The sequence below is a fragment of the Variovorax sp. M-6 genome, assembly GCF_052114385.1.
Lineage (GTDB): Bacteria > Pseudomonadota > Gammaproteobacteria > Burkholderiales > Burkholderiaceae_C > Variovorax.
The window spans coordinates 1-21,680 of record NZ_JBFREQ010000058.1 but is presented as its reverse complement, the minus strand read 5'-3'; the positions used below and the strand labels follow the sequence as shown (position 1 = coordinate 21,680).

The following is a 21,680-nucleotide window of genomic DNA, read 5'->3' as shown; positions in this document are numbered from 1 at the left end:
CGCCTGCGCCAGGCTGCCGGCGTCTCGGCCCTGGCGCTTTCACAGCGCTCGGGCGTGTCCCGCTCCATGCTCTCGCGCATCGAGAACGGCCAGGTATCGCCCTCCGTCGAGACCCTGGACCGGCTGGCGAACGCCCTGGGGATTCCGCTTACACGCTTCTTCGCCGACCTGCGCTGCCGCACCGATTTCAGCCATGTGCCTTCGGGCAAGGGCCTTCGGGTGGAACGCCTGGGCGCCGTCGCGGACTACCGTTACGAGCTGCTCGGCCATGTGCTCTCGGGCAACCTGTTCGTCGAGCCCTACCTGGTCATGCTGGAAGCCGACGCCCAACCCCATGTGACGTTTCAGCATCCGGGCCTGAAGTTTCTCTATCTTCTATCGGGCGCCGTGACCTATCGCTACGGCTCCAGGCGCGTGAAACTCGGCGTCGGTGATTCGCTGCTCTTCGATGCCACCGCACTGCACGGCATCGAGGACATCGGCCCGCTGCCGGTGTCGTATCTCTCCGTCGTCTTTACTTTGCGTGGCTAGGCACGAAAGGATCTCGTGCGGCGTCACCGACCGCCGCACGAGGTCCCTGGATGAAGGCCTGGAACGAAGACTTGCTGGATGACCTCGCGCATGCGAGCGGTGTGCCTGGCCTGTTCGAAGGCATCGCCCGGGCGGCTCTCGAACTCGGCTTCGAGCGCTGCGCCTACGCGGTGCGGTTGCCGCTGCCGTTCGCCGAGCCCAGGTTCCTGACCATCGACAACCACGACCCTCGGTGGCGTGCGCGCTACCACGAGGCGGGCTACATCCGCGTCGACCCCATCGTTCAGCACGGTGTCCGCTCCTGCCGTCCCGTCGTCTGGAGCGACCGGGTGTTCGCGCAGGTGCCCACGCTCTGGAGCGAGGCGCAATCCTTTGGCCTGCGTGTCGGCTGGTCGCAATCGTGCCTCGACCCGGAGGGCGCGGTCGGCGTGCTCTCGCTAGCCCGTTCGCGCGAAGAAATCACGCGACGTGAGCTGGCTGCCAAGGAGCCTTCGCTGCGCTGGCTCGTGAGCGTCGCGCACACCGTCGTGGGCGCTGCGCTTCGAGAGGGAGAGTCGCCCACCTTCTCCCCGCTGACCGCCCGCGAGCGTGAAGTCCTCAGGTTGACGGCCGACGGCCTGACATCGGCCCAGATCGGCAAGTCGCTCGGGATCTCGATCGACACGGCCAACTTTCATATCAAGAGTGCGAACAGGAAGCTGAAGGTGTCGAACAGGACGGCGGCGGTGGCCCGCGCGGTGGTGCTCGGGTTGCTGCGCTGAAGCTTGCGGCTGCGCACTTTGGGCCGCATCGCCACCAGATCGGGTAGCGTGCGTCTGCGTTGGCGCCTTCCGTTGCGCTGTTTCCGGGTTGCGTGTGGCGCATTCCTCCACCGTCAGGGGCGAATCCGGGCTATTCCTCTGCGGTGCACGGCTTGCGCGGAGTTCATGAGGCGGAGACGATTTAATGTTGCTTGATTTGAAGGACGACTGAACGCCATGCTTCGCTTTCTGACACTCGGCCCCAGGGGCAGCAACCACGACTTCGTGCTGCAGCGCTATCTGCAGGCGCATGGGCTTGCAGGCTCGACGATCGTCGATTGGTTTGATGACTTCCATCATGGCGCGCGCGAACTGGCCGCTGGCCGGGCGGACTACATGCTGCAGTGCGCGGTCCATCCGGACGCACCGGACATCACCGGCGGCTACCGGAAGTCGCTGTTCGTGGTCGACGCATTCATATCGCCGAGCCGGCCGATGGCCCTGCTGCGTGCGCGCGCAGCCGGCGGCCCACAGCGGCGGGTCGGCGTGCAGCCGGCAACGCAACGCTATGCGGATCTCTCGTCCTGGCCGGTGGTGATCGAAGAGCCAACGGTCTCGGCCGTGGGCGAGGGCTTGCTGGCGGGCAGCTACGAGGCCGGGATCGCCTTCGCCTCCGTCGCCGACGAGCACCCCGAGGCTCTCGAGGTGGTCGAGCACATCGGCGCGGTGTGCGATGCCTGGATGGTGTTCGGCCGCACGCCGCTGGACGAAGGCCGGACCATTGTCTGGACAGGCAGTCCGGTGGCGCGCCAATACGCGGCTGCGCTCGAAGGCCGCGCCCCGGCCTAGCACGTGCGCTAGCCGCGGCTTGTGCTGCCGCTGCAGACGGTGTACAGGCCCGCCGCGGTGATCAATGCGATGCCGAGCGCGGCCCCTGCCGTCGGCCGCTCGCCCCAGACGAAGTAGCCGAGCAGGATCGCCCAGAGCACGATGCTGTATCGGAAGGGCGTCACGGCCGACAGATCCACGCCCCTGCAGGCGGCAATCAGCGCGTAGTTGCCGAGCGCGGCGCAGATCGCGGCCGCGCAGAGGAAGGCGGTTTCCCGCCGGGCCAGCGGCTGCCAGGCGTCCTCGAACATGCCCATCGCGAGGCCGGCCAGGCAGACGGCCGCGGTGGTGGCCAGCGCGATCAGCACGGAGGGTATGTGCGCGGGCATGGCCCGGGTCAACAAGTCCCGCGCCGCCAGCGAGACAGCACAGAGCAGGGCGAGCGCGGCGCCCCAGCCTGGCCAGGCGCCGGCTCCGAAGGGCTGCACGACCAGCAGCACACCCGAGAATCCGATCGCGGCGGCCAGTACGCGACTGCCCCGGGGCCTTTCCCAGCCAAGCACCATCGCGCAGACGGTGATCATCAATGGCGCCGTCATCATGAAGACGGTGACAGTCGCCAGGGGCGCCAGGGCCAGCGCTGCGACGGAGCTTGCGGCCGTCGTGATTTCAAGCAGCGAGCGCAAGCCGACGACCGGCCTGAGCAGGGTGCGCCAGTTCTTCAGCTCGCCCGCGTGGACGGCGAACGCCGCGACCATGGCGGTCGCGAACAGGCCGCGTACCGCCATGATCTGCCCGGGCCGAAACTGGTGCGTGGTCAGTTTCACGAAGGCGTCGTTGAGTGCATAGCACGCCATGGCTGCGACCATCAGCAAGATGCCGCGCCGGTTGCGTGCCGCGCTATCCATGGTCTCGAAGGCCCAGGGCGTCCAGTTGCGCGGCTGCCTTGAGGACCATCTCCTCGACCTCGTCGTCGGGGTTCGACAACGCAATGATGGCGCCCCCGGACCCGATGGACACCTGGCCGCCCGCACAGACGATCGTCCGGATCACGATGTTGAGCCGCGCGGCGCCGTCCATGGAGAGATAGCCGATGCTGCCGGAGTAGATGCCGCGCGCAGCGGGCTCGAGCGCGTCGAGGATCTTCATCGACCTGCGCTTCGGCGCGCCGGTCATCGAGCCGCCGGGAAAGGCATGGCGGATGCAGTCGATCGCGGTCCGGCCGGCGCGCAGCTTCCCGCGAATGGTGCTGACCAACTGGTGCACGGTCTTGTACGACTCGATGTGGAACAGGGCGGGCACGTGCACGCTCCCGACCTCGCAGACCCGCCCGAGGTCGTTGCGCAGAAGGTCCACGATCATCAGGTTCTCGGCGCGGGTCTTTTCGTCGGCGGCGAGGCGGGCGGCCAGCGCTTCGTCCTCGGCTGTCGTGGCGCCGCGTCGGCAGGTGCCCTTGATGGGCTTCGTCTCGACCTGGCCGTCTGCGGTGATCTGCAGGAAAAGCTCGGGTGACGCGCTGAGAACGGCCAGCGCCGGTGTCTTGAGGTACGCGGCGTAGGGCGCCGGGTTTCGCGCACGGAGCCTTTGGTAGACCGCCAGGGTGTCGGCGTGGCCGGAGGCTACAAGCTTGTTGGTCAAGCACAGTTCGTAGCTTTCGCCTTGCAGGATCTCCTGCTGGCACTGGACGATGAGTTCGCGGTACCTCGGCAGGTCGATCTGCCATGCCGGGTTCGACAGCCACGCCGGCCGGGTGCCGGCGTCGTTCGCCTCGCTGGGCGCGCAGGCCGAGAGCAGCTCTTGCGTCTCGTGCATCCATGCGCGGTTCTCGTCGGACAACGCGTCGCCGTCGAGGCAGACGATCCATGTCTGCTGCTCGGCGTGGTCGAGGACGATGAAGCGGTCTGCCAGGATCCAGACCGCGTCGGGCGTGGGCGCGTCGTGGGCATGCTCGCCGTCGAGTTCGCCCTTGAGTTCATAGCCGAAGTAGCCGACATACCCCGCCTTGAAGTCGAAGGGCAGCGCCGGCCCGCTGGGCGCGCGCCCCTGGATGCGATCGTCGAGATAGTCGAAGACGCTCTGGGTGCGAAGCTCGATGTCCGCGCCCCGGCGGATCTCCAGCCGCTGCACCCGCGATTCGTAGCTGATCACCTCGCTCCCGGGGCCGCTGGCGTCGCCCATGTACGAGAAGCGCGCGCCCGGGTGGTCGGCCAGGCTGCTGTCGAGCCAGAAGGCCTCGGCACTGGCGGCGAACCGTCGGGTGAAGATCGCTTCGGGGTCGGGGTAGTCGTCGAGGCACTGCGCGTGAATCGCCTGCGCGCCATCCTGTCGAGCCATCGACCTCTGCCGGAAGCCCGAGCCCGCATCGTGCGTGGCGCCGCCGTGCTGCCACTGTTCGGTCAGGTCCCTGAAGTTCCTGAGCAATCTGGCGCCGTATTCGGTGCAGATCGATTCCGGATGGAACTGAACGCCCCACCAGGGCTTGTGTGCATGGCGCAGCGCCATCAGCGTGCCGTCGGGCGCCCACGCGAGAGCCTCGAGATGCGCCGGCAGACGACTGACCGCCAGCGAGTGGTATCGCACCACGTTGAAGGAATCCGGAATGCCGCGGAAGAGATCGCGTCCGTCGTGGCTCACGCGGTCGATGCGTCCGTGCATGGGTCGGACCGCCAGGTCCACCGTGGCGCCGCAGTGGTGCGCGATCGCCTGGTGCCCCAGGCAGACGCCAAGCACCGGCACCTCGGCATGGCGCAGCACGTCGATGCTGACCCCGAGATCGGCGTTTCGCTGCGGCCGACCCGGCCCGGGCGAGATGACGATGTTGTCGAAGTCCAGGCCCTGGATCTCGCCCCAGGTGATCTCGTCGTTTCTGGCGACGAAGGGCTCACGCCCGTTGCACGTCGCCAAGTACTGAAAGAGGTTGTAGGTGAACGAGTCGTGGTTGTCGATCAGCAGCGTGCGCATCGGGTCTCCTCCGGTCGGTAGAAAAGCCCCGATGGTTTGACGGCCGGGGAGGGCGCGCAACTGCTTGAACGGGTAGGCGTTTCTCGACTGACGTGCATCTCCCGCGCTGCGTTCGCCTTGCCGCGGATCTGGATCGACGTGCAAGAGTCGCATCCGCTGCAGAACGCGCGAAACATAGAGGGCTTGGACGTACACCCGAAGAGACCTCTGATGACACATTCGAAGACACTCCCGCGGATCGGCCGGCAGCTGCTCTGCATCCTTGTCGCAGCCGCGGCGGCTTCAGGCTTTGCACAGGCACAGCAGCCCACCTATCGCATCGCGACCGAGGGGACCTATCCGCCCTGGAGCTTCAAGAACGCCGACGGCAAGCTGCAGGGATGGGACGTCGACATCGCCAATGCGCTGTGCGAAAAGATGAAGGCAAGGTGCGAAATCGTCGCGCAGGATTGGGACGGCATCATCCCCGGTCTTGTCGCCAGGAAGTTCGACATCATCGTGGCCAGCATGGCGATCACCGAGCAGCGCAGGCAGCGGGTCGACTTCTCCGACAAGTACAAGGACACCATCTCGCGCTTCGTGGCGAAGAAGGGAACGCCTGCCGACATCTCGCCGGCAGCCCTCAAGGGCAAGCCGATCGGCGTGCAGCGGGGTTCGATCCAGGCCAGCTACCTGACGCAGAACTACAAGGACTCCATCCTCAAGTTCTACGACACACCACAGGCGGCGGAGCTCGATCTCGTCGCCGGCCGCGTCGACTACATCCTGGGCAACATGGTGACCTACTTCGTAGGCTTCCTGAAGGGCCCGGAGGCCGCGAACTTCGACTTCGTCGGTCCCGACCTCAAGGGCGGTCTGCTCGGGGACGGAAACGGCATCGCGGTGCGCAAGGGCGACACCGCGACGGTCGACAGCGTCAACGCCGCATTGGCTGCGATTCGTGCGGACGGCACCTACGACCGGATCACGGCCAAGTACTTCCCGTTCAAGTTGATGTAGCCGGACGCGAGCAAAGAGATGTCCATGCTCCAGGGATTCGGCGGCCAACTGCTTCTGGGAATGCTCTCCACGGTCGAGCTCGCCGCGGCCGCGCTGGTCGTGGGGAGCGTGTTCGGCCTGGTCGGCTGCTGGTTGCAGCTGCGGCGCCATCGCGTGCTGCGGAGCCTGGGCTATCTGTACGCGGCGATCATTCGTGGCGTCCCGGACCTGCTGGTGGTCTTTGCGGTTTATTTCGGCGGTTCGCTGACGCTCGCGCTCATCACGGGCGAACACGTCGAGATCAATGCATTCGCCGCCGGGGTGTTTGCGCTTGCCCTCTCCTTCGGCGCGTACGCCGCCGAGATCGCGCGCGGGGCGTTGCTTGCGGTTCCGCAGGGCCAGCGAGAGGCCGCGCGAACGCTCGGGTTGTCCCCGATACAGGTACTCTGGACAGTGGTGATTCCGCAAGCGGCCCGGACCGCACTGGCGCCATTCGGCAACCAGTCGATCGTGCTGATCAAGCAGACCTCCATCGTCTCGATCGTCGGATGCGAAGAGCTCATGCGCAAAGCCGCCGAAGCCTCCGGGGCGACACGCCAGCCGTTCACCATGTACCTGGCGGCTGCCTGCATCTACCTTGCCCTGACGGGCATCGCAACCCTGTTGCTCGAGGCGGCAGAGCGCCGATCGGCGCGACATCTGGGCGCATGAACCATGTTTGACTTCGGAATCGTCTGGTCATCGTTGCCGAGGCTTGTCGATGGCGCCTTGCTGACCCTCGGCCTCACGGCGTTGGTGGTCACGCTGGGAACCGTGCTGGCCTTGCCCATCGCGTTGGCCAGGAACTCGGTGCGCGGCTGGCTGCGGCGGACTGCTGGCGGCTACATCGTGTTCTTTCGCGGGACTCCGGCGCTCGTGCAGGTGTTTCTTCTCTACTACGGCGCCAGCCAGTTCCAGGCGATCCAGGATTCGTTGCTGTGGGTGGTGTTGCGCGATCCGTTCTGGTGCGTCGTCATCGCGCTGGGCCTGAATTCGGCTTCCTACACCGGCAAGACCTTGGCAGCGGCCCTGGCGGCGGTGCCTCGCGGCGTGAAGGAAGCCGCATTCTCCCTCGGGCTCGCGAAGCACCAGTCCTTCCTGACGGTCGAGATGCCGATCGCGGCGCGCACGGCGCTGCCGGCATTCGGCAACGAGATCATCCTGACGTGCAAGGCGACTTCGCTCGCCAGCACGGTCACGTTGCTGGACCTGACAGGTACCGCGCGCTTGATCAGCGCCGAGACCTATGCGCCTTACGAAGTGTTCATCAGTGCCGGCCTCGTCTACCTGGCCATCAACTACGGCCTCATGTTCGTGTTTCGCAAGGTCGAATCCAGTTTCAGGTACGCGTACTAGTTGCGGAGATTTCAGCATGAACATCACGGCCGGCCCCTTGGCCTGGGAAGAGAGCACCGCGGCTGCCGCATCCGCGGTCGTCGCCATACGAGGGCTCTCGAAGCATTTCGGCGCCCACCAGGTGCTGAAGGACATCGACCTCGAGGTGCAGGCGTCGCAGCGGATCGTGATCTGCGGACCCTCGGGTTCGGGCAAGTCGACGCTCGCGCGATGCATCAACGGACTGGAGCCGTATCAGGCCGGCGAGGTGGTCGTCAATGGCATCCGCATCTCCCCCGAGGCCGCGCATGCCGACCTCGTGCGGGCCAATGTCGGCATGGTGTTCCAGCAGTTCAACCTGTTCCCGCATCTGAGCGTGCTCGAGAACTGCACGCTCGCGCAGACCTGGGTGCGCCGCCGTTCGAAGGCTGATTCGAATGCGGTTGCGCTCGGGCACCTGGAGCGCGTGAGGTTGGCGGACAAGGCCGATGCCTATCCGGCGCAACTCTCCGGTGGCCAGCAGCAGCGCGTGGCCATCGCGCGGGCGCTTTGCCTGGACCCGTCGGTCATGTTGTTCGACGAGGCAACGTCGGCGCTCGATCCGGAAATGGTCAAGGAAGTGCTGGAAACAATGATCGCGCTCGCACGCGACGGGATGACCATGGTGTGCATCACGCACGAGATGGGCTTCGCGCGTGCGGTCGCGGACAAGGTCGTGTTCATGGAAAACGGCAGCATCGCGGAGAACTCGACGCCGGACGAGTTCTTCGGCAAGGGTTCGAGCCCTCGAATCAGGAACTTTCTTCGGCAGATTGTCCAGTTGTCGGATTGACGTGTCGATCGAGATCAGGGCACAACGTTCAACCAGCAACAAACAGGGGAGCACAGATGATTGCATTCGGAACCATGAAATTGAAAGTCGACCTTTCGAAGCCGCGTCGACTCTTCGCGGGCGTCCTGATTGGCGCCATGGGCGGCCTGGCGCCAATGGCTTCTGCTTGCGCAGCGGCAGTCCAGGCGCAGGACTTTTCGAGGCTGGTCGAGTTGAGCGCGACACGGCTGGAGATCTCTCGCAAGGTCGCCCTGACGAAATGGGATTCGAAGCTGTCGGTTGCCGATCCGCCGAACGATCCGCGCGAGAAGCAGGTCATCGATGCGGCGACGTCGGAAGCGCGCGGCTTGGGGCTTCCGGACGAGCTGGCGTCGGCCTTCTTCGCGGACCAGATCGAAGCGAGCAAGCTGGTCCAGTTTGTCCTCATGGCCGACTGGCGGCGCAGCGGCAGCGTGCCGGCGGATCGCCGTGCGGATTTGAAGACCGAGCTCCGCCCCGCGCTGGATCGGCTGCGGACGCAGTTCATCGAAGAGCTGGTGGCGACGCAGGCCCTTCGAGCCGATCCTGATTGCAAGCTACATCTGGCCAGGGCGGCCGGCGAGCATGGCCAACGCCGTCGGCTGGAGCCGCTCTACCGCATCGGCCTCGATCGCGGGCTGGCGCGGGTTTGTGGGGGCTGAGGGACCTGGGCCGAGAACGCGTGGCACGGACGACGTGCTCTTTCGCAAACCTCAAAAAAACCCGCCGCCTTGGGACGATCCGAAGGCGGCGTGATCCTGGGAGACCGGCTTTGGTTTATTCACTTCTCGTGCTGACCGGCGTGGTGTCGGGGTTTCTGTCGGGGTTGTTGGGCGTGGGCGGCGGGTTCCTCATGGTTCCGGTGTTCATCATTCTGCTGCCGTTGCAGTTCTCTCTCGAATTGGCCACGCTGCCGCAAGTCGCGGTGGCAACGGCCCTGGCGGCGACAGTGCCTGCAACGGCAAGCGCCGTGTATGCCCAGCACCGTCGCGGCGCACTCCCAGTGGCGTGGATCAAGCAACTGGCACCCGCTGCGGGCCTCGGCGCGGCGATTGGCGCTGTTCTGGCGGGGCTTGTTCACGGGACATGGGTGGCGGCGATCTTCAGCGTGTACGCGGCCTACTTCGGGATACGAATGCTCAGGGGTTCGGCGGCGGGTGCCGTACAGGAGAGCCACGTGCCTCCAACGACGACGCAACCGCGGTTGATCCAGCGCGTGTCACCCCGGTATGTCGGGGGAATGATCGGTGTCTTCAGCGCCACGGCCGGCGTGGGCGGCGCGAGTCTGACCGTTCCCTATCTTCTGGCCCAGCGCGACAACGTCGAGATGCGCAACGCCGTGGCCGCGGGTAGCGCTGTCGGCTTGGCGATCGCCCTCGTCGGCGCGATCGCCTTCACGATGGGCCCTTCGCCGATCACAACGGATCAAAAAGGTCTGGTTGGTCTGGTTTGCTGGACGGCCGCACTCACGGTGGCTGTGCCGGCGATGTTTCTCGCCCCTGTCGGCGTAACCGCATCGCACCGGCTGCCCACGAAGAAGCTGAAGCGCGCGTTCGGGTTCGTCATGCTGCTGGCGTCGGTGATCACGGTGTGGAAAGTCTTCGGGTGACAAGGCGAAGTTTCACGGTTACCCGCGCGGCGGTTGCGGTCCACGTCACGCAGGTCGGGGCGAAGCAGACGCTTCAGTCGTTCGTCATGGGCTACGAGTTGCTCGGCCATCTGCTTTCAGGAAACTTGTTCGCCGAGCCCGGGCGCCCAAGAAGCGAGGAGGGCACATCGTGCTGTGCAGCCGGCGACGCAGTCCTATGCGGACCTGTCGGCCTGGCCGACGATCGTGCACGAACCGACGGTGACGGAGGTGGGCAGGGGGCTGGTCGCCGGCCGGCCCAGGGCAGACCGCACGCCGGCGCACCCTTGCACCATCAAGGCTCGGCACTTCGTCTTTGCATTGCGCCGACAAAGGAGAACAGCTTGCTTCTCAGGACTTCGTGGACCGTCGCACACGGCGGTTCATTGTGAACATGCGCCCTCATTGGGGGCGCACGCATTGCCCTGGTGCGCCCCCGTGAAAACCCGCGCCTTCTGGCCCTTCAACTGGCCGCCACGTGGCTCTTCGCCGGCGCCCGCGCTGCGCCTATCTTCGGCTTCGAGGCCGGGAACGGCCGAACACGCCTTTCTCCCAGCCGACTTTCACGAGGTCACGCATGCCTACCTTCACGTTCACACGCCGCGCCGCCATGCTGTCGGCCGCCCTGGCCACCGCCGGCGCGTTGCTCGCCATGCCCGCAGCCGCCGCCGACGACGAAGCCCCCAAGCGCGGCGGCACGCTGGTGCTGGGCAGCACCCAGATCCCGCGGCACCTGAACGGCGCGGTGCAGTCGGGCATCGCGACCGCCATGCCTTCGACCCAGATCTTCGCCAGCCCGCTGCGCTTCGACGACAAGTGGAATCCGCAGCCCTACCTGGCCGAGTCGTGGAAGCTGGCCGAGGACGGCAAGTCGCTCACCCTCAACCTGCGCAAGAACGCCGTGTTCCACGACGGCAAGCCCGTCACCTCGGCCGACGTGGCCTTCTCGATCATGGCGATCAAGGCCAACCACCCCTTCACCACCATGATGGGCCCGGTGGAGAAGGTGGACACGCCCGACCCTTACACCGCCATCATCCGCATGAGCGCGCCGCACCCGGCGATCGTGCTGGCGATGTCGCCCGCCCTGTGCCCCATCCTGCCCAAGCACATCTACGGCGACGGACAGGACCTCAAGAGCCACCCGCGCAACAGCACCGACGTGGTGGGCTCGGGCCCCTTCAAGCTGGTCGAGTTCAAGTCGGGCCAGCGCATCGTGATGGAGCGCTTCGACAAGTTCTTCCTCCCCGGCAAGCCCTACCTCGACAAGGTGATCGTCAACATCACGCCCGACATGGCCAGCCTGATGCTCGGCCTGGAGCGCGGCGACATGCAGATGCTGCCCTTCGCGAGCGTGCCCACCGACCTCAAGCGCCTGGCGACCAACCCGCAGGTCACGCTCACGCCTAAAGGCTACGAGGGCATCGGCGCCCTCAACTGGCTGGCCTTCAATCTGACGAAGAAGCCGCTGTCGGACGTGCAGGTGCGCAAGGCCATCGCCACCGCGATCGACAAGACCTTCATCACCAAGGCGCTGATGGGCGGCTTCGCGACCCCGGCCGACGGCCCGATCGTGGCCAGCAGCCCCTTCGCCGTGCCCGACCTGGTGCGTTACCCCGTGGACGTGAAGAAGGCCGCCGAGATGCTGGACGCCGCGGGCTACAAGGCCGGCGCCAACGGCGAGCGCTTCAAGCTCACCATCGACTACCTGCCCGGGGCCGACGACCAGCAGAAGACGGTGGCCGAGTACATCCGCGGCCAGCTCAAGAAGGTCGGCATCGCGGTCGAGGTGCGCGCCTCGGCCGACTTCCCGGCCTGGGCCAAGCGCATGGCCTCGCACGACTTCGACATGTCGATGGACCTGGTGTTCAACTGGGGCGACCCGATCATCGGCGTGCACCGCACCTACCTCTCGACCAACATCAAGCCGGTGGTCTGGACCAACACGCAGTCCTACAGCAACCCGAAGGTGGATGAGCTGCTCGACACCGCCGGCGGCATCATCGACCCGACCAAGCGCAAGGCCTACTACGCCACCTTCGAGAAGATCGTGACCGACGAGCTGCCCATCGTCTTCATCAACCAGGTGCCCTACCACACGGTGGCGAGCAAGAAGCTGGCGAACGTGCCGGCCACCATCTGGGGCCCGATCTCGCCCTACGACGAGGTCTACTTCAAGTAGGCGGGAGCGACGACCATGGCGCGCTACATCGCATCGCGCCTGCTCCAGGGCCTGGCCCTGGTGCTGGCGGTGGTGATCCTCAACTTCGTGCTGGTGCACGCCGCGCCCGGCGATCCGGTGGAGACCATCGCCGGCGCCAGCGGCGGCATGTCGCCCGAGCTGATGGCGCAGCTGCGCGCGCAGTACGGGCTCGACCGCCCGCTGCCGGTGCAGTTGGGCGTCTACCTCGGCAAGGTGCTGCGAGGCGACCTCGGCTACTCCTACTTCTTCAACCTGCCCGTCACCGCGATGATCGCCGAGCGCGTGCCCGCCACGCTGCTGTTGGTGCTGAGCGCGGTGCTGGTGGCCTTCGTGGTCGGCACGGCCCTGGGCGTGCTCTCCTCGCGCAAGCCCAACGGCGCGCTGTCGCAGTTCATCACCGTGCTGTCGATGGTGGGCTTCGCGGCGCCGGTGTTCTGGGTCGGGATCATGCTGATGATCCTGTTCGCTTCCATCCTGCCCATCCTGCCGGTGGCGGGCATGCGCTCGGCCGACAGTTCGGGTGGAGGCATCGCGGACATCCTCGACGTGCTGCACCACCTCGTGCTGCCGACCGTCACGCTCGGCCTGGTCTACCTCGCGCAGTACAGCCGGCTGGCGCGCTCCTCGATGCTGGACGTGCTGGGCGCGGACTTCATCCGCACCGCGCGCGCCAAGGGCCTGGCCGAGCGCGTGGTGCTCTACAAGCATGCGCTGCGCAACGCGCTGCTGCCGGTGGTGACAGTGCTGGGCCTGCAGTTCGGCAACGTGCTGGCCGGCGCGATCCTGGTCGAGACGGTGTTCAACTGGCCCGGCCTCGGCCGGCTGGCCTTCGACTCGGTGCTGCGCCGCGACTACCCGACCATCCTCGGCGTGCTGCTGTTCTCCTCCATCGTGGTCGTCGTGATGAACCAGGTCACCGACCTTTGCTATCGCCTCATCGATCCGCGGATCAAGTCCTCATGATGAACAACAGCGCCACCCTGCAGCACTCTGCCACTGCGGCCATGCCCGCGGCCCGCTCCGCGCTCAAGGTCGAGCATCCCGGCGTCGAGGCGCTGCGCATGTTCTTGCGCAACCCCTCGGCCATCGCCGGCATGGTCATGCTGCTGCTGATTCTGCTGGTCGCGATCGCCGGCCCCTGGGTCTACCCGGCCGATCCCTTCGAGATCCGCTCGGCCCCGCTCACCCCGCCCTTCAGCGAAGACGCCTGGCTGGGCAGCGACTACCTCGGCCGCGACGTCCTGACCACGCTGATCTACGGCGGCCGGGCCACCCTGCTGGTGGGCGCGGTGGCGGCGCTGCTGTCGGTCGCGATCGGCATCACGCTGGGCGCCTTCGCCGGCTACTACGGCGGCAAGGTCGATGCCGTGCTGATGCGCCTGACCGAGTTCTTCCAGGTGCTGCCCGCCCTGCTCTTCGCGATGGTGGTGGTGACGCTGTTCTCGCCCTCGCTGGTCACGGTAACGCTGGCCATCGGCATCGTGAGCTGGACCGGCACCGCGCGGCTCACGCGCGCCGAGTTCCTCAAGTTCCGCAGCCTGGAGTTCGTGCGCGCGGAGCGCGCCATCGGCGCCGGCAACGCGCGCATCATCTGGAAGGTGATCCTGCCCAATGCGCTGCCGCCGCTGGTGGTGTCGGCCACGCTGGCGGTGGGCGCGGCCATCCTGTTCGAGGCCGGTCTGTCCTTCCTGGGCCTGGGCGATCCCAACCAGATGAGCTGGGGCCTGATGATCGGATCGAGCCGGCAGTACGTGCTGTCCTGCTGGTGGGCCGTGGCCTTCCCGGGCGTGGCCATCTTCGTCACCGTGCTCGCCGTCAGCCTGATCGGCGACGGCCTCAACGATGCCTTGAACCCCAAGCTGCGAGAGCGTTGACATGCCGGCTTCGACCAACACCCCCTTGCTGCGCGTGCAGGACCTGCACGTCGAGTTCAGGACGCGCCGCGGCCAGGCCCAGGTGCTCAACGGCGTCGACTTCGAGATCCGCGGCGGCGAGACGCTCTGCGTGGTCGGCGAGTCCGGCTGCGGCAAGAGCATGACCGCGCTGGCCCTGCTGCGCCTGATCCCCTCCCCACCCGGCCGCATCAGCGGGGGGCGCGTGCTGTTCCAGGACGAGGACCTGCTCAAGTCCAGCGAGGCCCGCATGCGCGAGGTGCGCGGCAACCGCATCTCGATGATCTTCCAGGAGCCGATGACCTCGCTCAATCCGGTGTTCACCGTGGGCGACCAGATCGCCGAGTCGCTGCAGCTGCATGCCGGGATGAACATGCACGCGGCGCGGCTGCGCACCATCGAGATGCTGCGGCAAGTCGGCATTCCGGCGCCCGAGCTGCGTGTCGACGAGTATCCGCACCAGCTCTCCGGCGGCATGCGCCAGCGCGTGATGATCGCGATGGCGCTGGCCTGCCGGCCCGACATCCTGATCGCCGACGAGCCCACCACCGCGCTGGACGTGACGGTGCAGGCGCAGATCTTCGACCTGCTGCGCGAGCTGCAGCGCGAGAAGGGCACGGCCATCCTGCTCATCACCCACGACATGGGCGCGGTGGCCGAGATGGCCGATCGCGTGATGGTGATGTATGCCGGCCGCGTGATCGAGCAAGGCACCGCCGCACAGGTGCTGGGCGAGCCGGGCCACCCCTACACCCGCGGCCTGATCGACTGCCTGCCCGAGCTCGGCAGCAGCGCCATCGGCGAGGACCGCGAGGCGCTGCCCGAGATCGCCGGCATGGTGCCCTCGATCTGGGAGCTGGGCAGCGGCTGCGCCTTCCGCGAGCGCTGCCCGCATGCGATGGAACGCTGCGCCACCGAGGTGCCACCGATGTTCGAGCTGCCGAGCGCGTTCGTTCCGCTGCACACGGCGATGCCGCATGGCGCGGCCTGCTGGCTGCACGCCACGCCGCAGCCGCGCAAGCTGAAGGAGGCTGCATGACTTACATGGACACCGACACGCTGCTGTCGGTCAACGATCTCAAGGTGCATTTCCCGCGCGGCAAGGCCGGCTGGGGCCGCCCCGCCGAAGTGGTGAAGGCAGTGGACGGCGTGTCCTTCCAGGTCCGGCGCGGCAGCACGCTCGCGGTGGTGGGCGAATCGGGCTCGGGCAAGACCACCACCGCGCTGGCGGTGATGCGGCTCGCGCCGATCACCGGCGGCCATGTGCAGCTGGGCGACACCCAGCTCGGCACGCTGGAGGGCGAGGCGCTGCGCAAGGCGCGCTCGTGCATGCAGATCATCTTCCAGGACCCCTTCTCCTCCCTCAACCCGCGCGAACGCGCTGGCGCCGCAGTGCGCGCGCCGCTGGAGCTGATGAAGATCGGCACGCCCGCCGAGCGCACGCGGCGCGTGGCCGAACTCTTCGAGGCGGTGGGCCTGCGGCCAGAGCAGCAGCAGCTCTTCCCGCACCAGTTCTCGGGCGGGCAGCGCCAGCGCATCAACATCGCGCGCGCCCTGGCCACCAACCCTGAGCTGGTGGTGTGCGACGAGCCGGTGTCGGCGCTGGACATCGCGATCCGCGCGCAGATCCTCAACCTGCTGGCCCGGCTGCAGCGCGAACTGGGGCTGACCTACCTCTTCATCTCGCACGACATGGCGGTGGTGGAGCACATCTGCGACGACATCGCCGTGATGTACCTGGGCCAGATCGTGGAGCGCGCACCGCGCCGCAGCTTCTTCGCGCGGCCGCTGCATCCCTACAGCGTGGCGTTGATGTCGGCGGTGCCGACGGTCAGCGGCGGGCGTCGGCGCGCGGCGCAGCGCATCAAGCTCACCGGCGATCCGCCCAGTCCCATCAACCCGCCCGCGGGCTGCCGTTTCGCCGGCCGCTGCCCGGTCGCCGAGCCGGCCTGCGAGGCCGAGCTGCCGCCGCTGCGCGAAGTCGCGCCGGACCACTGGGTGCGCTGCCGGCGCGTCGAGATCCTGCACGGCCAGCCGCAGCCGCCCCTGCGCATGCAGCTGGCCTGAAACCGGCACACCATCCGATCCGTTGCTCGTTCCCTCTCATCGTTCCGACACATTTTCATGAGCGCCACCACCATCTACCCCGCCCGCAAGATCATCACCATGAACCCGATGCAGCCCGAGGCCACGCACGTGGCGGTGCGCGATGGCCGGGTGCTTGCGGTCGGCACGCCGGCGGACATGCAGGCCTGGGGCGCGTTCACGCTGGACGAGCGCTTCGCCGACAAGGTGCTGATGCCCGGCTTGGTCGAAGGCCACTGCCACCTGAAGGAAGGCAGCATGTGGGACTGGACGTACCTGGGCTGGTTCGACCGCCGCGACCCGGAAGGCAAGACCTGGAGTGGCCTGCGCTCGATGGACGCCGTGGTGCAGCGCCTCGTCGAGGTCGATGCGCAGATGAGCGCGGCCGGCCGGCCCGCCACCGAGCCGCTGATCGCCTGGGGCTTCGACCCGATCTACTTCGGCGGCGAGCGCATGACGGTCGAACACGTGGACCGCGCAAGCAGCACCCGCCCCATCGTCATCGGCCATGCCAATGGCCACCTGATGAACGTCAACAGCGCCATGCTTCGGCTGGCCGAGATCACCCGCGACAACGAGGTCGAGGGCGTGGTCAAGTTCGCTGAAGGCGAGATGGCCGGCGAGCCCACTGGCGAGCTGCAGGAGCCCGCTGCGATGTTCCTCGTGCTGCGCAAGATCGGCAACGCCGGCCTGCTGGCCTCGATGACGGCGGACGGCGTTCGCTCCTTCGGCCGCCTGGCCTGCATGCAGGGCGTGACCACCGCCACCGACCTGGTCAACAAGCTGGCCGAGGAAGACTGCCGCGTGCTCGAAACGGTGACGGGAGACGACGGCTTCGGCGTGCGCATCCTGCCCGCCTTCCAGGCCTTCCACGGCACGCACGGCGCGGCCCTCGGCGCCGAACATGTGAAGAGCCTCATGCCGCGCAACACCGACCGCCTGCGCTACGGCCTGGTGAAGATGATGCTGGACGGCTCGATCCAGGGCTTCTCGGCGCGGCTGCGCTGGCCCGGCCATTTCAACGGCGCACCCAATGGAATCTGGGTCACGGCGCCGGCGCAGTACGAGTCCGACTTCGAGGCCTACCATCGCGCCGGCCTCACCATCCACACGCACACCAACGGCGACGAGGCCAGCGAGGTGGCCATCGACGCCATCGAGCGCGTGCTGACCCGTGCGCCGCGGCCCGACCACCGCCACACGCTGCAGCACGGCCAGATGATCGACGCGCCGCTGTTCCGCCGCATGGCCGCGCTGGGCCTCAGCGCCAACCTCTTCGCCAACCACATCTGGTACTGGGGCGACCAGCACTACGAGATGACCATGGGCCCGGACCGCGCCAACCGGCTCGACGCCTGCGGCAGCGCGCTGGCGGCCGGCGTGCCGCTGGCCATCCATTCCGATGCGCCGGTCACGCCGCTCGGGCCGCTCTTCACCGCCTGGTGCGCAGTCAACCGCGTGACGCCCAAGGGCCGCGTGCTCGGCGAGGCCGAGCGCATCAGCGTGCCGCAGGCCCTGCGCGCCATCACCCTCGGCGCCGCCTGGACGCTGAAGCTCGACCACGAGATCGGCAGCATCGAATGCGGCAAGCGCGCGGACTTCTGCGTGCTGGAGGATGACCCGCTGGCGGTCGACCCCATGAAGCTCAAGGACGTGCGCGTGTGGGGCACGGTGTTGTCGGGCCGCGTGTTCGAGGCGCGCCGGAGCTAGCGTGAAGCCGCGGCTGCAGCTCACCGTCATCGGTGGCTTCCTGGGCGCCGGCAAGACCACGCTCGTCAACCGCTGGCTGCGCGAGGCCGAAGGGCAGCGCATCGCGGTGCTGGTCAACGACTTCGGCGCGCTCAACATCGACGCGGCGCTGATCGCCGGCGCGAGCGGCGACACCATCGCGCTCACCAACGGCTGCGTGTGCTGCCAGATCGGGGACGATCTCTCGCGTGCGCTGATCCAGGTGCTCGAATCGGGCACGCGCTTCGATGCGGTGGTGATCGAGGCCAGCGGCGTCTCCGATCCCTGGCGCATCGCGCAGCTGGGCATGGCGGCGCCGGAGCTGGCGCTGGAGGGCGTGATCGTGCTGGTCGACGCGGCCGCCGCGATGGCGCAGGCGCGCGATCCGCTGCTGGCCGATACGCTGGAACGCCAGCTCAAGGCGGCCGACATGGTCGTGATCAACAAGGTCGACAGCGTGACACCCGACGAGCTGGCGCGCGTGCGTGAGTGGGTGTCGTCCGTCGCGAGCCGCACGCCGCAGTACGAGACCTCGCAGTCGCGGCTGCCGAGGGTGCTGCGCGAAGGCTTGTCCTTGTCCGAAGCGCGCGAGGAGCGGGATGCCCGTGGCTGCACGCAGCCGGGCTGCGGCCATGACGATCATTCGCACCACGAGGCGCACGATCACGGCGAGCTTTTCGACACCTGGTCCTGCCGGCCGGGTCGGGTCTTCGACCCGAATGCGCTGCGCGCCTGGCTGCGCGACACGCCGCCCGGGCTGCTGCGCCTCAAGGGCGTGCTGCGCACCGGCGAGGCCGCCTGGTCGGAGATCCAGTTCGCGGGGCGGCACGGCGCGCTGCGCAAGGCCGACGCGCCAGTGGACGGCGCGGCCGTGGTGGCGATCGGCTTGCGCGGGTGCTTGCCCGTTGCGGCGTTGGAGGCGGCTTTCGCTGCATCGGCATGACCGCATCCAAACAAGTTGCGTCCGGCCAGAGGGCTTCGTGAGCTTGGTCAGGTTCGGATAGGTGTCTAGGCAGAATGCGGCCAACGGCCGGTCCCGGGCCTTAAGCGGACATCGAGCCGCCGGGGTGAATAGGAGAATCCATAGCTGGAGGGGTCATGCTTGCAGGCCGTGACGCATCACGTACGTGGAGTACGTGGCCACCGGGATGGACCACCATACATTCGGTCTTGAGAATCGCTTGATTAGCCCGTCGATCCCTCGGCCAATTGTCGGGATGTGCCATTCCGAGGGTTCCGCATGCAGCACCGGACGGGCCTGTGTTGGGCCGCTGGCCCACTAGGAGCGGCGACACGGGGCGGTCACATGCACCTGAATCCTTCACGCCCCAACTTTTGAAGGAGCGTCAAAATGGCAACCGGAAAAGCTGCGCCTGCGAAGTCTTCGGGTTCTGGCTCCAGCAAGCCGAACATACTGGTCATCTTCGGTGATGACATCGGCATCCCGCAAATCAGCGCCTATACGCGCGGCCTGATGGGTTACCAGACACCGAACATCGACCGCATCGCCAACGAAGGCGCGCTGTTCACGGACTCCTACGGCCAGCAGAGCTGCACCGCCGGTCGAGCCTCGTTCATCCTCGGCCAGGAACCCTTTCGCACCGGCTTGCTGACCATCGGCATGCCGGGCGACCCACACGGCATCACCGACTGGATGCCGACGATCGCCGATGTGATGAAGACTCAGGGCTACGCCACCGGGCAGTTCGGCAAGAACCACCTCGGAGACCAAGACCACCACCTGCCGACCAATCACGGCTTCGATGAGTTCTTGGGTAACCTGTATCACCTCAACGCAGAGGAGGAGCCCGAAGGCTATTTCTATCCAAAGGATCCGAACTTCAAGAAGAAGTATGGGCCGCGCGGAGTGATCCACTCGGTGGCCGGCGGCAAGATCGAGGACACGGGCCCACTCAACGTCGCGCGCATGCCGACGGTCGACGAAGAGTTCCTGGCCGCAGCGAAGACGTTTATCACCAAGAGTGTGAAGGCAGACTCGCCCTTCTTCGTATGGTTCAACACCACGCGCATGCACATCTTCACCCACCTGAAGGAAGAATCCGTCGGCATGACAGGCATGGGACTGCACGCCGACGGCATGGTCGAGCATGATGGCCACGTCGGCGAATTGCTCGCCCTGCTCGACGAACTCGGCGTCGACGGCAACACCATCGTGGTCTACACCACCGATAACGGCGCCGAGATTGCACTGTGGCCCGATGGCGCGATGACGATGTTCCGCGGCGAGAAAGGCTCAACATGGGAAGGCGGCTTCCGCATTCCGATGGCCATCCGGTGGCCCGGAACGATCAAGGCCGGCACGGTCTACAACGACCCGATCTCGTTGATCGACATGTTTCCGACCCTCTGCGCAGCGGCCGGCGTGCCTGATGTCAAGGAGCAACTCGCCAAGGGCATGAAGTTGGGCAAAAAGGACTTCAAGGTGCACCTCGATGGCTACAATTTTCTGCCGTATTTTCAGGGCAAGGAGAAGGAAGGTCCGCGCCAGTCGGTCTACTACTTCGACCAGGGTGGCAACCTCAACGCGCTGCGCTACCGTGATTGGAAGGTCAGTTTCGCGACGCAGCATGGCAACATCGGAACGGGCGTTCGAACGGTTTCAGCATGGGCGCTGCTCACCAACCTGCGCATGGACCCCTACGAGCGTGGCCTTGAAGAGGGCGCCGGTGCACTCGATTTCCTGGCCCGGCAGATGTGGCTGCTGGTCCCTGTGCAGGCTGAGGTCAAGCGCTTTTTCTCCGACTTCGACCAGTTCCCCTATCAGGCCGGCAGTTCGCTCAATACTGGCAACATCAACTACGCTTTGCTGAAGGCGCAGGATGCATTCAAGCGACTGAAAGAGGTTGAGAGCATTCAGCACTCCGGCGGCTAGTTCTATTCATGCGCATGACTGGCCGTACACGCGCTGTCGCGGGGCTGCATTTCTGCCCGCGCGACTGGCGCGAGGTAACAGGAAGGACCGCTTCAGGTTTCGATGCAGTCGGTCGGGATCGACCCTCGACCGGCTGTCATGGGCCCTGAAGCGACACTCGACCTCCGCCTATAGCGGCTGTTCACCCCTGACCGGCCGCCGGCCGGCTGGACTCGACACCCACGGCACATACGCGACTTGGGCTCTGGGCCCGAAACGGCTGTCGGTCCGATGACCGCCTCGAGACCCCCTCGCACTGCCGGCACACGCGCAGGTTCAATGGCGCGGCGCCGGAATTCGCGAAGCTTCAGTGGCGCGACGCGCGAAACTCCGATGGCGTGTAGCGTCCTGCAACAGACACTGCCGCAGGAGACGGAGGCTTTGGGGCCGCGAAAGTCCAGTGGCGTTCCGCAGCGGAACGACACTGGACCTGCGCGAACGCGCCATTTGACTTTCGGGGGCCGCCCGCGCCGCCACGCGGGACGGGCCCGGCCCGCCTGCAGCGGGTGTCGCTGGCTGCTGCCGGAAGGGGGCCGCCAGGCGAGGGGGACGGGGCAGAGCCGGGGAACGATCAGCGGGCCGGCACGCCCGCACGGCGCGCACGCCACGCCGACCATGGGAAAGGCAGAATTGCGGCCAACAGCCGGTCCCGGCCAACTGCAGACCTTCATCTCGCGCCGATCACGGTCCGCTGTTGAGACAAGCTGACATAGGCCCGCTTGAGCTCCTCGGACACGCCGATTTCCATCGGACCTTCGACTCGGAAGCAAGGCGAGCGTCTCCCACTCAACCGATGCGGCAAGTAGTACCTCAGACCAAGATGCATCGGCACTGCCCTTTGGGGCAGTAGCCAACCCATTGGGGTCGGTGTCATCATCGCGCGAGCCGCTGCAATCGTGCACGGATCAGGATCTTTGGACTAAAGGTAAATATGAAAGCGGAACTTCCCTC

Annotated in this window: 19 protein-coding genes; 17 read left to right on the top strand and 2 right to left on the bottom strand. The window is 66.7% G+C overall.

Annotation, left to right across the window (positions count from 1 at the left end; translation table 11 throughout):
• The first annotated feature begins 3 nt into the window (after nt 1-3).
• The 3 genes from AB4Z46_RS33820 (at nt 4) to AB4Z46_RS33810 (ending at nt 2,120) form a co-directional block, all read left to right on the top strand.
• Complete coding sequence (locus AB4Z46_RS33820; RefSeq protein WP_442287928.1) at nt 4-531, top strand: helix-turn-helix domain-containing protein; 528 nt, start codon at nt 4-6, stop codon at nt 529-531.
• Between the two features lie 50 nt (nt 532-581).
• Nucleotides 582-1,292, top strand: coding sequence for an autoinducer binding domain-containing protein (locus tag AB4Z46_RS33815; protein ID WP_442287926.1), 711 nt, complete (start codon nt 582-584; stop codon nt 1,290-1,292).
• Between the two features lie 216 nt (nt 1,293-1,508).
• A complete protein-coding gene (locus tag AB4Z46_RS33810; RefSeq protein WP_442287925.1) occupies nt 1,509-2,120 on the top strand; it encodes a hypothetical protein in 612 nt (203 codons plus the stop codon).
• 8 nt (nt 2,121-2,128) lie between these two features.
• Here AB4Z46_RS33810 and AB4Z46_RS33805 read toward each other — a convergent pair whose 3' ends face one another.
• On the bottom strand, nt 2,129-3,007 hold the full coding sequence (locus tag AB4Z46_RS33805; protein WP_442287924.1) for a DMT family transporter: 879 nt from the start codon (nt 3,005-3,007) through the stop codon (nt 2,129-2,131).
• Nucleotides 3,000-5,060: an aminodeoxychorismate synthase component I gene (gene pabB, locus AB4Z46_RS33800; RefSeq protein ID WP_442287923.1), complete on the bottom strand. Its 2,061-nt coding sequence runs from the start codon at nt 5,058-5,060 to the stop codon at nt 3,000-3,002. Before pabB ends, AB4Z46_RS33805 begins: the two co-directional genes overlap by 8 nt.
• Nucleotides 5,061-5,270: 210 nt before the next feature.
• On the opposite strand from pabB, the gene AB4Z46_RS33795 reads away from it, so the two are divergent.
• The 14 genes from AB4Z46_RS33795 (at nt 5,271) to AB4Z46_RS33730 (ending at nt 20,690) form a co-directional block, all read left to right on the top strand.
• Nucleotides 5,271-6,059, top strand: a complete 789-nt coding sequence (locus AB4Z46_RS33795; RefSeq protein WP_442287922.1) for an ABC transporter substrate-binding protein — start codon at nt 5,271-5,273, stop codon at nt 6,057-6,059.
• A 24-nt stretch (nt 6,060-6,083) separates the two neighbouring features.
• The gene (locus AB4Z46_RS33790) at nt 6,084-6,749 is read left to right on the top strand and encodes an ABC transporter permease (RefSeq protein ID WP_442287921.1); all 666 of its coding nucleotides are present in this window, start codon (nt 6,084-6,086) and stop codon (nt 6,747-6,749) included.
• Between the two features lie 3 nt (nt 6,750-6,752).
• Complete coding sequence (locus tag AB4Z46_RS33785) at nt 6,753-7,433, top strand: ABC transporter permease (RefSeq protein WP_442287920.1); 681 nt, start codon at nt 6,753-6,755, stop codon at nt 7,431-7,433.
• Nucleotides 7,434-7,449: 16 nt separating this feature from the next.
• Nucleotides 7,450-8,244 carry an amino acid ABC transporter ATP-binding protein gene (locus AB4Z46_RS33780; RefSeq protein ID WP_442287919.1) on the top strand — a complete coding sequence of 265 codons (795 nt, stop codon included), beginning with the start codon at nt 7,450-7,452 and terminating at the stop codon, nt 8,242-8,244.
• A 56-nt stretch (nt 8,245-8,300) separates the two neighbouring features.
• Nucleotides 8,301-8,924: a chorismate mutase gene (locus AB4Z46_RS33775; protein ID WP_442287918.1), complete on the top strand. Its 624-nt coding sequence runs from the start codon at nt 8,301-8,303 to the stop codon at nt 8,922-8,924.
• Nucleotides 8,925-9,034: 110 nt separating this feature from the next.
• Nucleotides 9,035-9,871: a sulfite exporter TauE/SafE family protein gene (locus tag AB4Z46_RS33770; protein ID WP_442287917.1), complete on the top strand. Its 837-nt coding sequence runs from the start codon at nt 9,035-9,037 to the stop codon at nt 9,869-9,871.
• Nucleotides 9,872-10,466: 595 nt separating this feature from the next.
• Complete coding sequence (locus AB4Z46_RS33765) at nt 10,467-12,071, top strand: ABC transporter substrate-binding protein (RefSeq protein WP_442287916.1); 1,605 nt, start codon at nt 10,467-10,469, stop codon at nt 12,069-12,071.
• A 15-nt stretch (nt 12,072-12,086) separates the two neighbouring features.
• On the top strand, nt 12,087-13,055 hold the full coding sequence (locus tag AB4Z46_RS33760) for an ABC transporter permease (RefSeq protein ID WP_442287915.1): 969 nt from the start codon (nt 12,087-12,089) through the stop codon (nt 13,053-13,055).
• Between the two features lie 41 nt (nt 13,056-13,096).
• Nucleotides 13,097-13,966 (top strand): ABC transporter permease, encoded by an 870-nt coding sequence (locus AB4Z46_RS33755; RefSeq protein WP_442287927.1) that lies wholly within the window; start codon nt 13,097-13,099, stop codon nt 13,964-13,966.
• Nucleotide 13,967: 1 nt separating this feature from the next.
• Complete coding sequence (locus tag AB4Z46_RS33750; protein ID WP_442287914.1) at nt 13,968-15,023, top strand: ABC transporter ATP-binding protein; 1,056 nt, start codon at nt 13,968-13,970, stop codon at nt 15,021-15,023.
• Nucleotides 15,020-16,051: an ABC transporter ATP-binding protein gene (locus tag AB4Z46_RS33745; RefSeq protein WP_442287913.1), complete on the top strand. Its 1,032-nt coding sequence runs from the start codon at nt 15,020-15,022 to the stop codon at nt 16,049-16,051. Before AB4Z46_RS33750 ends, AB4Z46_RS33745 begins: the two co-directional genes overlap by 4 nt.
• Before the next feature lie 57 nt (nt 16,052-16,108).
• Entirely contained in the window at nt 16,109-17,779 is a 1,671-nt protein-coding gene (locus AB4Z46_RS33740) for an amidohydrolase (protein ID WP_442287912.1), read from the top strand.
• 1 nt (nt 17,780) lies between these two features.
• Nucleotides 17,781-18,740 carry a CobW family GTP-binding protein gene (locus AB4Z46_RS33735; protein WP_442287911.1) on the top strand — a complete coding sequence of 320 codons (960 nt, stop codon included), beginning with the start codon at nt 17,781-17,783 and terminating at the stop codon, nt 18,738-18,740.
• Between the two features lie 408 nt (nt 18,741-19,148).
• Nucleotides 19,149-20,690, top strand: coding sequence for an arylsulfatase (locus AB4Z46_RS33730; RefSeq protein WP_442287910.1), 1,542 nt, complete (start codon nt 19,149-19,151; stop codon nt 20,688-20,690).
• Nucleotides 20,691-21,680: the final 990 nt, after the last annotated feature.

What these genes read in the sequence shown, in the direction of transcription:
- AB4Z46_RS33730 (WP_442287910.1), top strand. Translation starts at nt 19,149, where the DNA reads ATGGCAACCGGAAAAGCTGCGCCTGCGAAGTCTTCGGGTTCTGGCTCC.
- AB4Z46_RS33740 (WP_442287912.1), top strand. Translation starts at nt 16,109, where the DNA reads ATGAGCGCCACCACCATCTACCCCGCCCGCAAGATCATCACCATGAAC.
- AB4Z46_RS33750 (WP_442287914.1), top strand. Translation starts at nt 13,968, where the DNA reads ATGCCGGCTTCGACCAACACCCCCTTGCTGCGCGTGCAGGACCTGCAC.
- pabB (WP_442287923.1), bottom strand. Translation starts at nt 5,060, where the DNA reads ATGCGCACGCTGCTGATCGACAACCACGACTCGTTCACCTACAACCTC.
- AB4Z46_RS33755 (WP_442287927.1), top strand. Translation starts at nt 13,097, where the DNA reads ATGCCCGCGGCCCGCTCCGCGCTCAAGGTCGAGCATCCCGGCGTCGAG.
- AB4Z46_RS33775 (WP_442287918.1), top strand. Translation starts at nt 8,301, where the DNA reads ATGATTGCATTCGGAACCATGAAATTGAAAGTCGACCTTTCGAAGCCG.
- AB4Z46_RS33780 (WP_442287919.1), top strand. Translation starts at nt 7,450, where the DNA reads ATGAACATCACGGCCGGCCCCTTGGCCTGGGAAGAGAGCACCGCGGCT.
- AB4Z46_RS33760 (WP_442287915.1), top strand. Translation starts at nt 12,087, where the DNA reads ATGGCGCGCTACATCGCATCGCGCCTGCTCCAGGGCCTGGCCCTGGTG.
- AB4Z46_RS33785 (WP_442287920.1), top strand. Translation starts at nt 6,753, where the DNA reads ATGTTTGACTTCGGAATCGTCTGGTCATCGTTGCCGAGGCTTGTCGAT.
- AB4Z46_RS33815 (WP_442287926.1), top strand. Translation starts at nt 582, where the DNA reads ATGAAGGCCTGGAACGAAGACTTGCTGGATGACCTCGCGCATGCGAGC.
- AB4Z46_RS33790 (WP_442287921.1), top strand. Translation starts at nt 6,084, where the DNA reads ATGCTCCAGGGATTCGGCGGCCAACTGCTTCTGGGAATGCTCTCCACG.
- AB4Z46_RS33810 (WP_442287925.1), top strand. Translation starts at nt 1,509, where the DNA reads ATGCTTCGCTTTCTGACACTCGGCCCCAGGGGCAGCAACCACGACTTC.
- AB4Z46_RS33745 (WP_442287913.1), top strand. Translation starts at nt 15,020, where the DNA reads ATGACTTACATGGACACCGACACGCTGCTGTCGGTCAACGATCTCAAG.
- AB4Z46_RS33795 (WP_442287922.1), top strand. Translation starts at nt 5,271, where the DNA reads ATGACACATTCGAAGACACTCCCGCGGATCGGCCGGCAGCTGCTCTGC.
- AB4Z46_RS33805 (WP_442287924.1), bottom strand. Translation starts at nt 3,007, where the DNA reads ATGGATAGCGCGGCACGCAACCGGCGCGGCATCTTGCTGATGGTCGCA.
- AB4Z46_RS33765 (WP_442287916.1), top strand. Translation starts at nt 10,467, where the DNA reads ATGCCTACCTTCACGTTCACACGCCGCGCCGCCATGCTGTCGGCCGCC.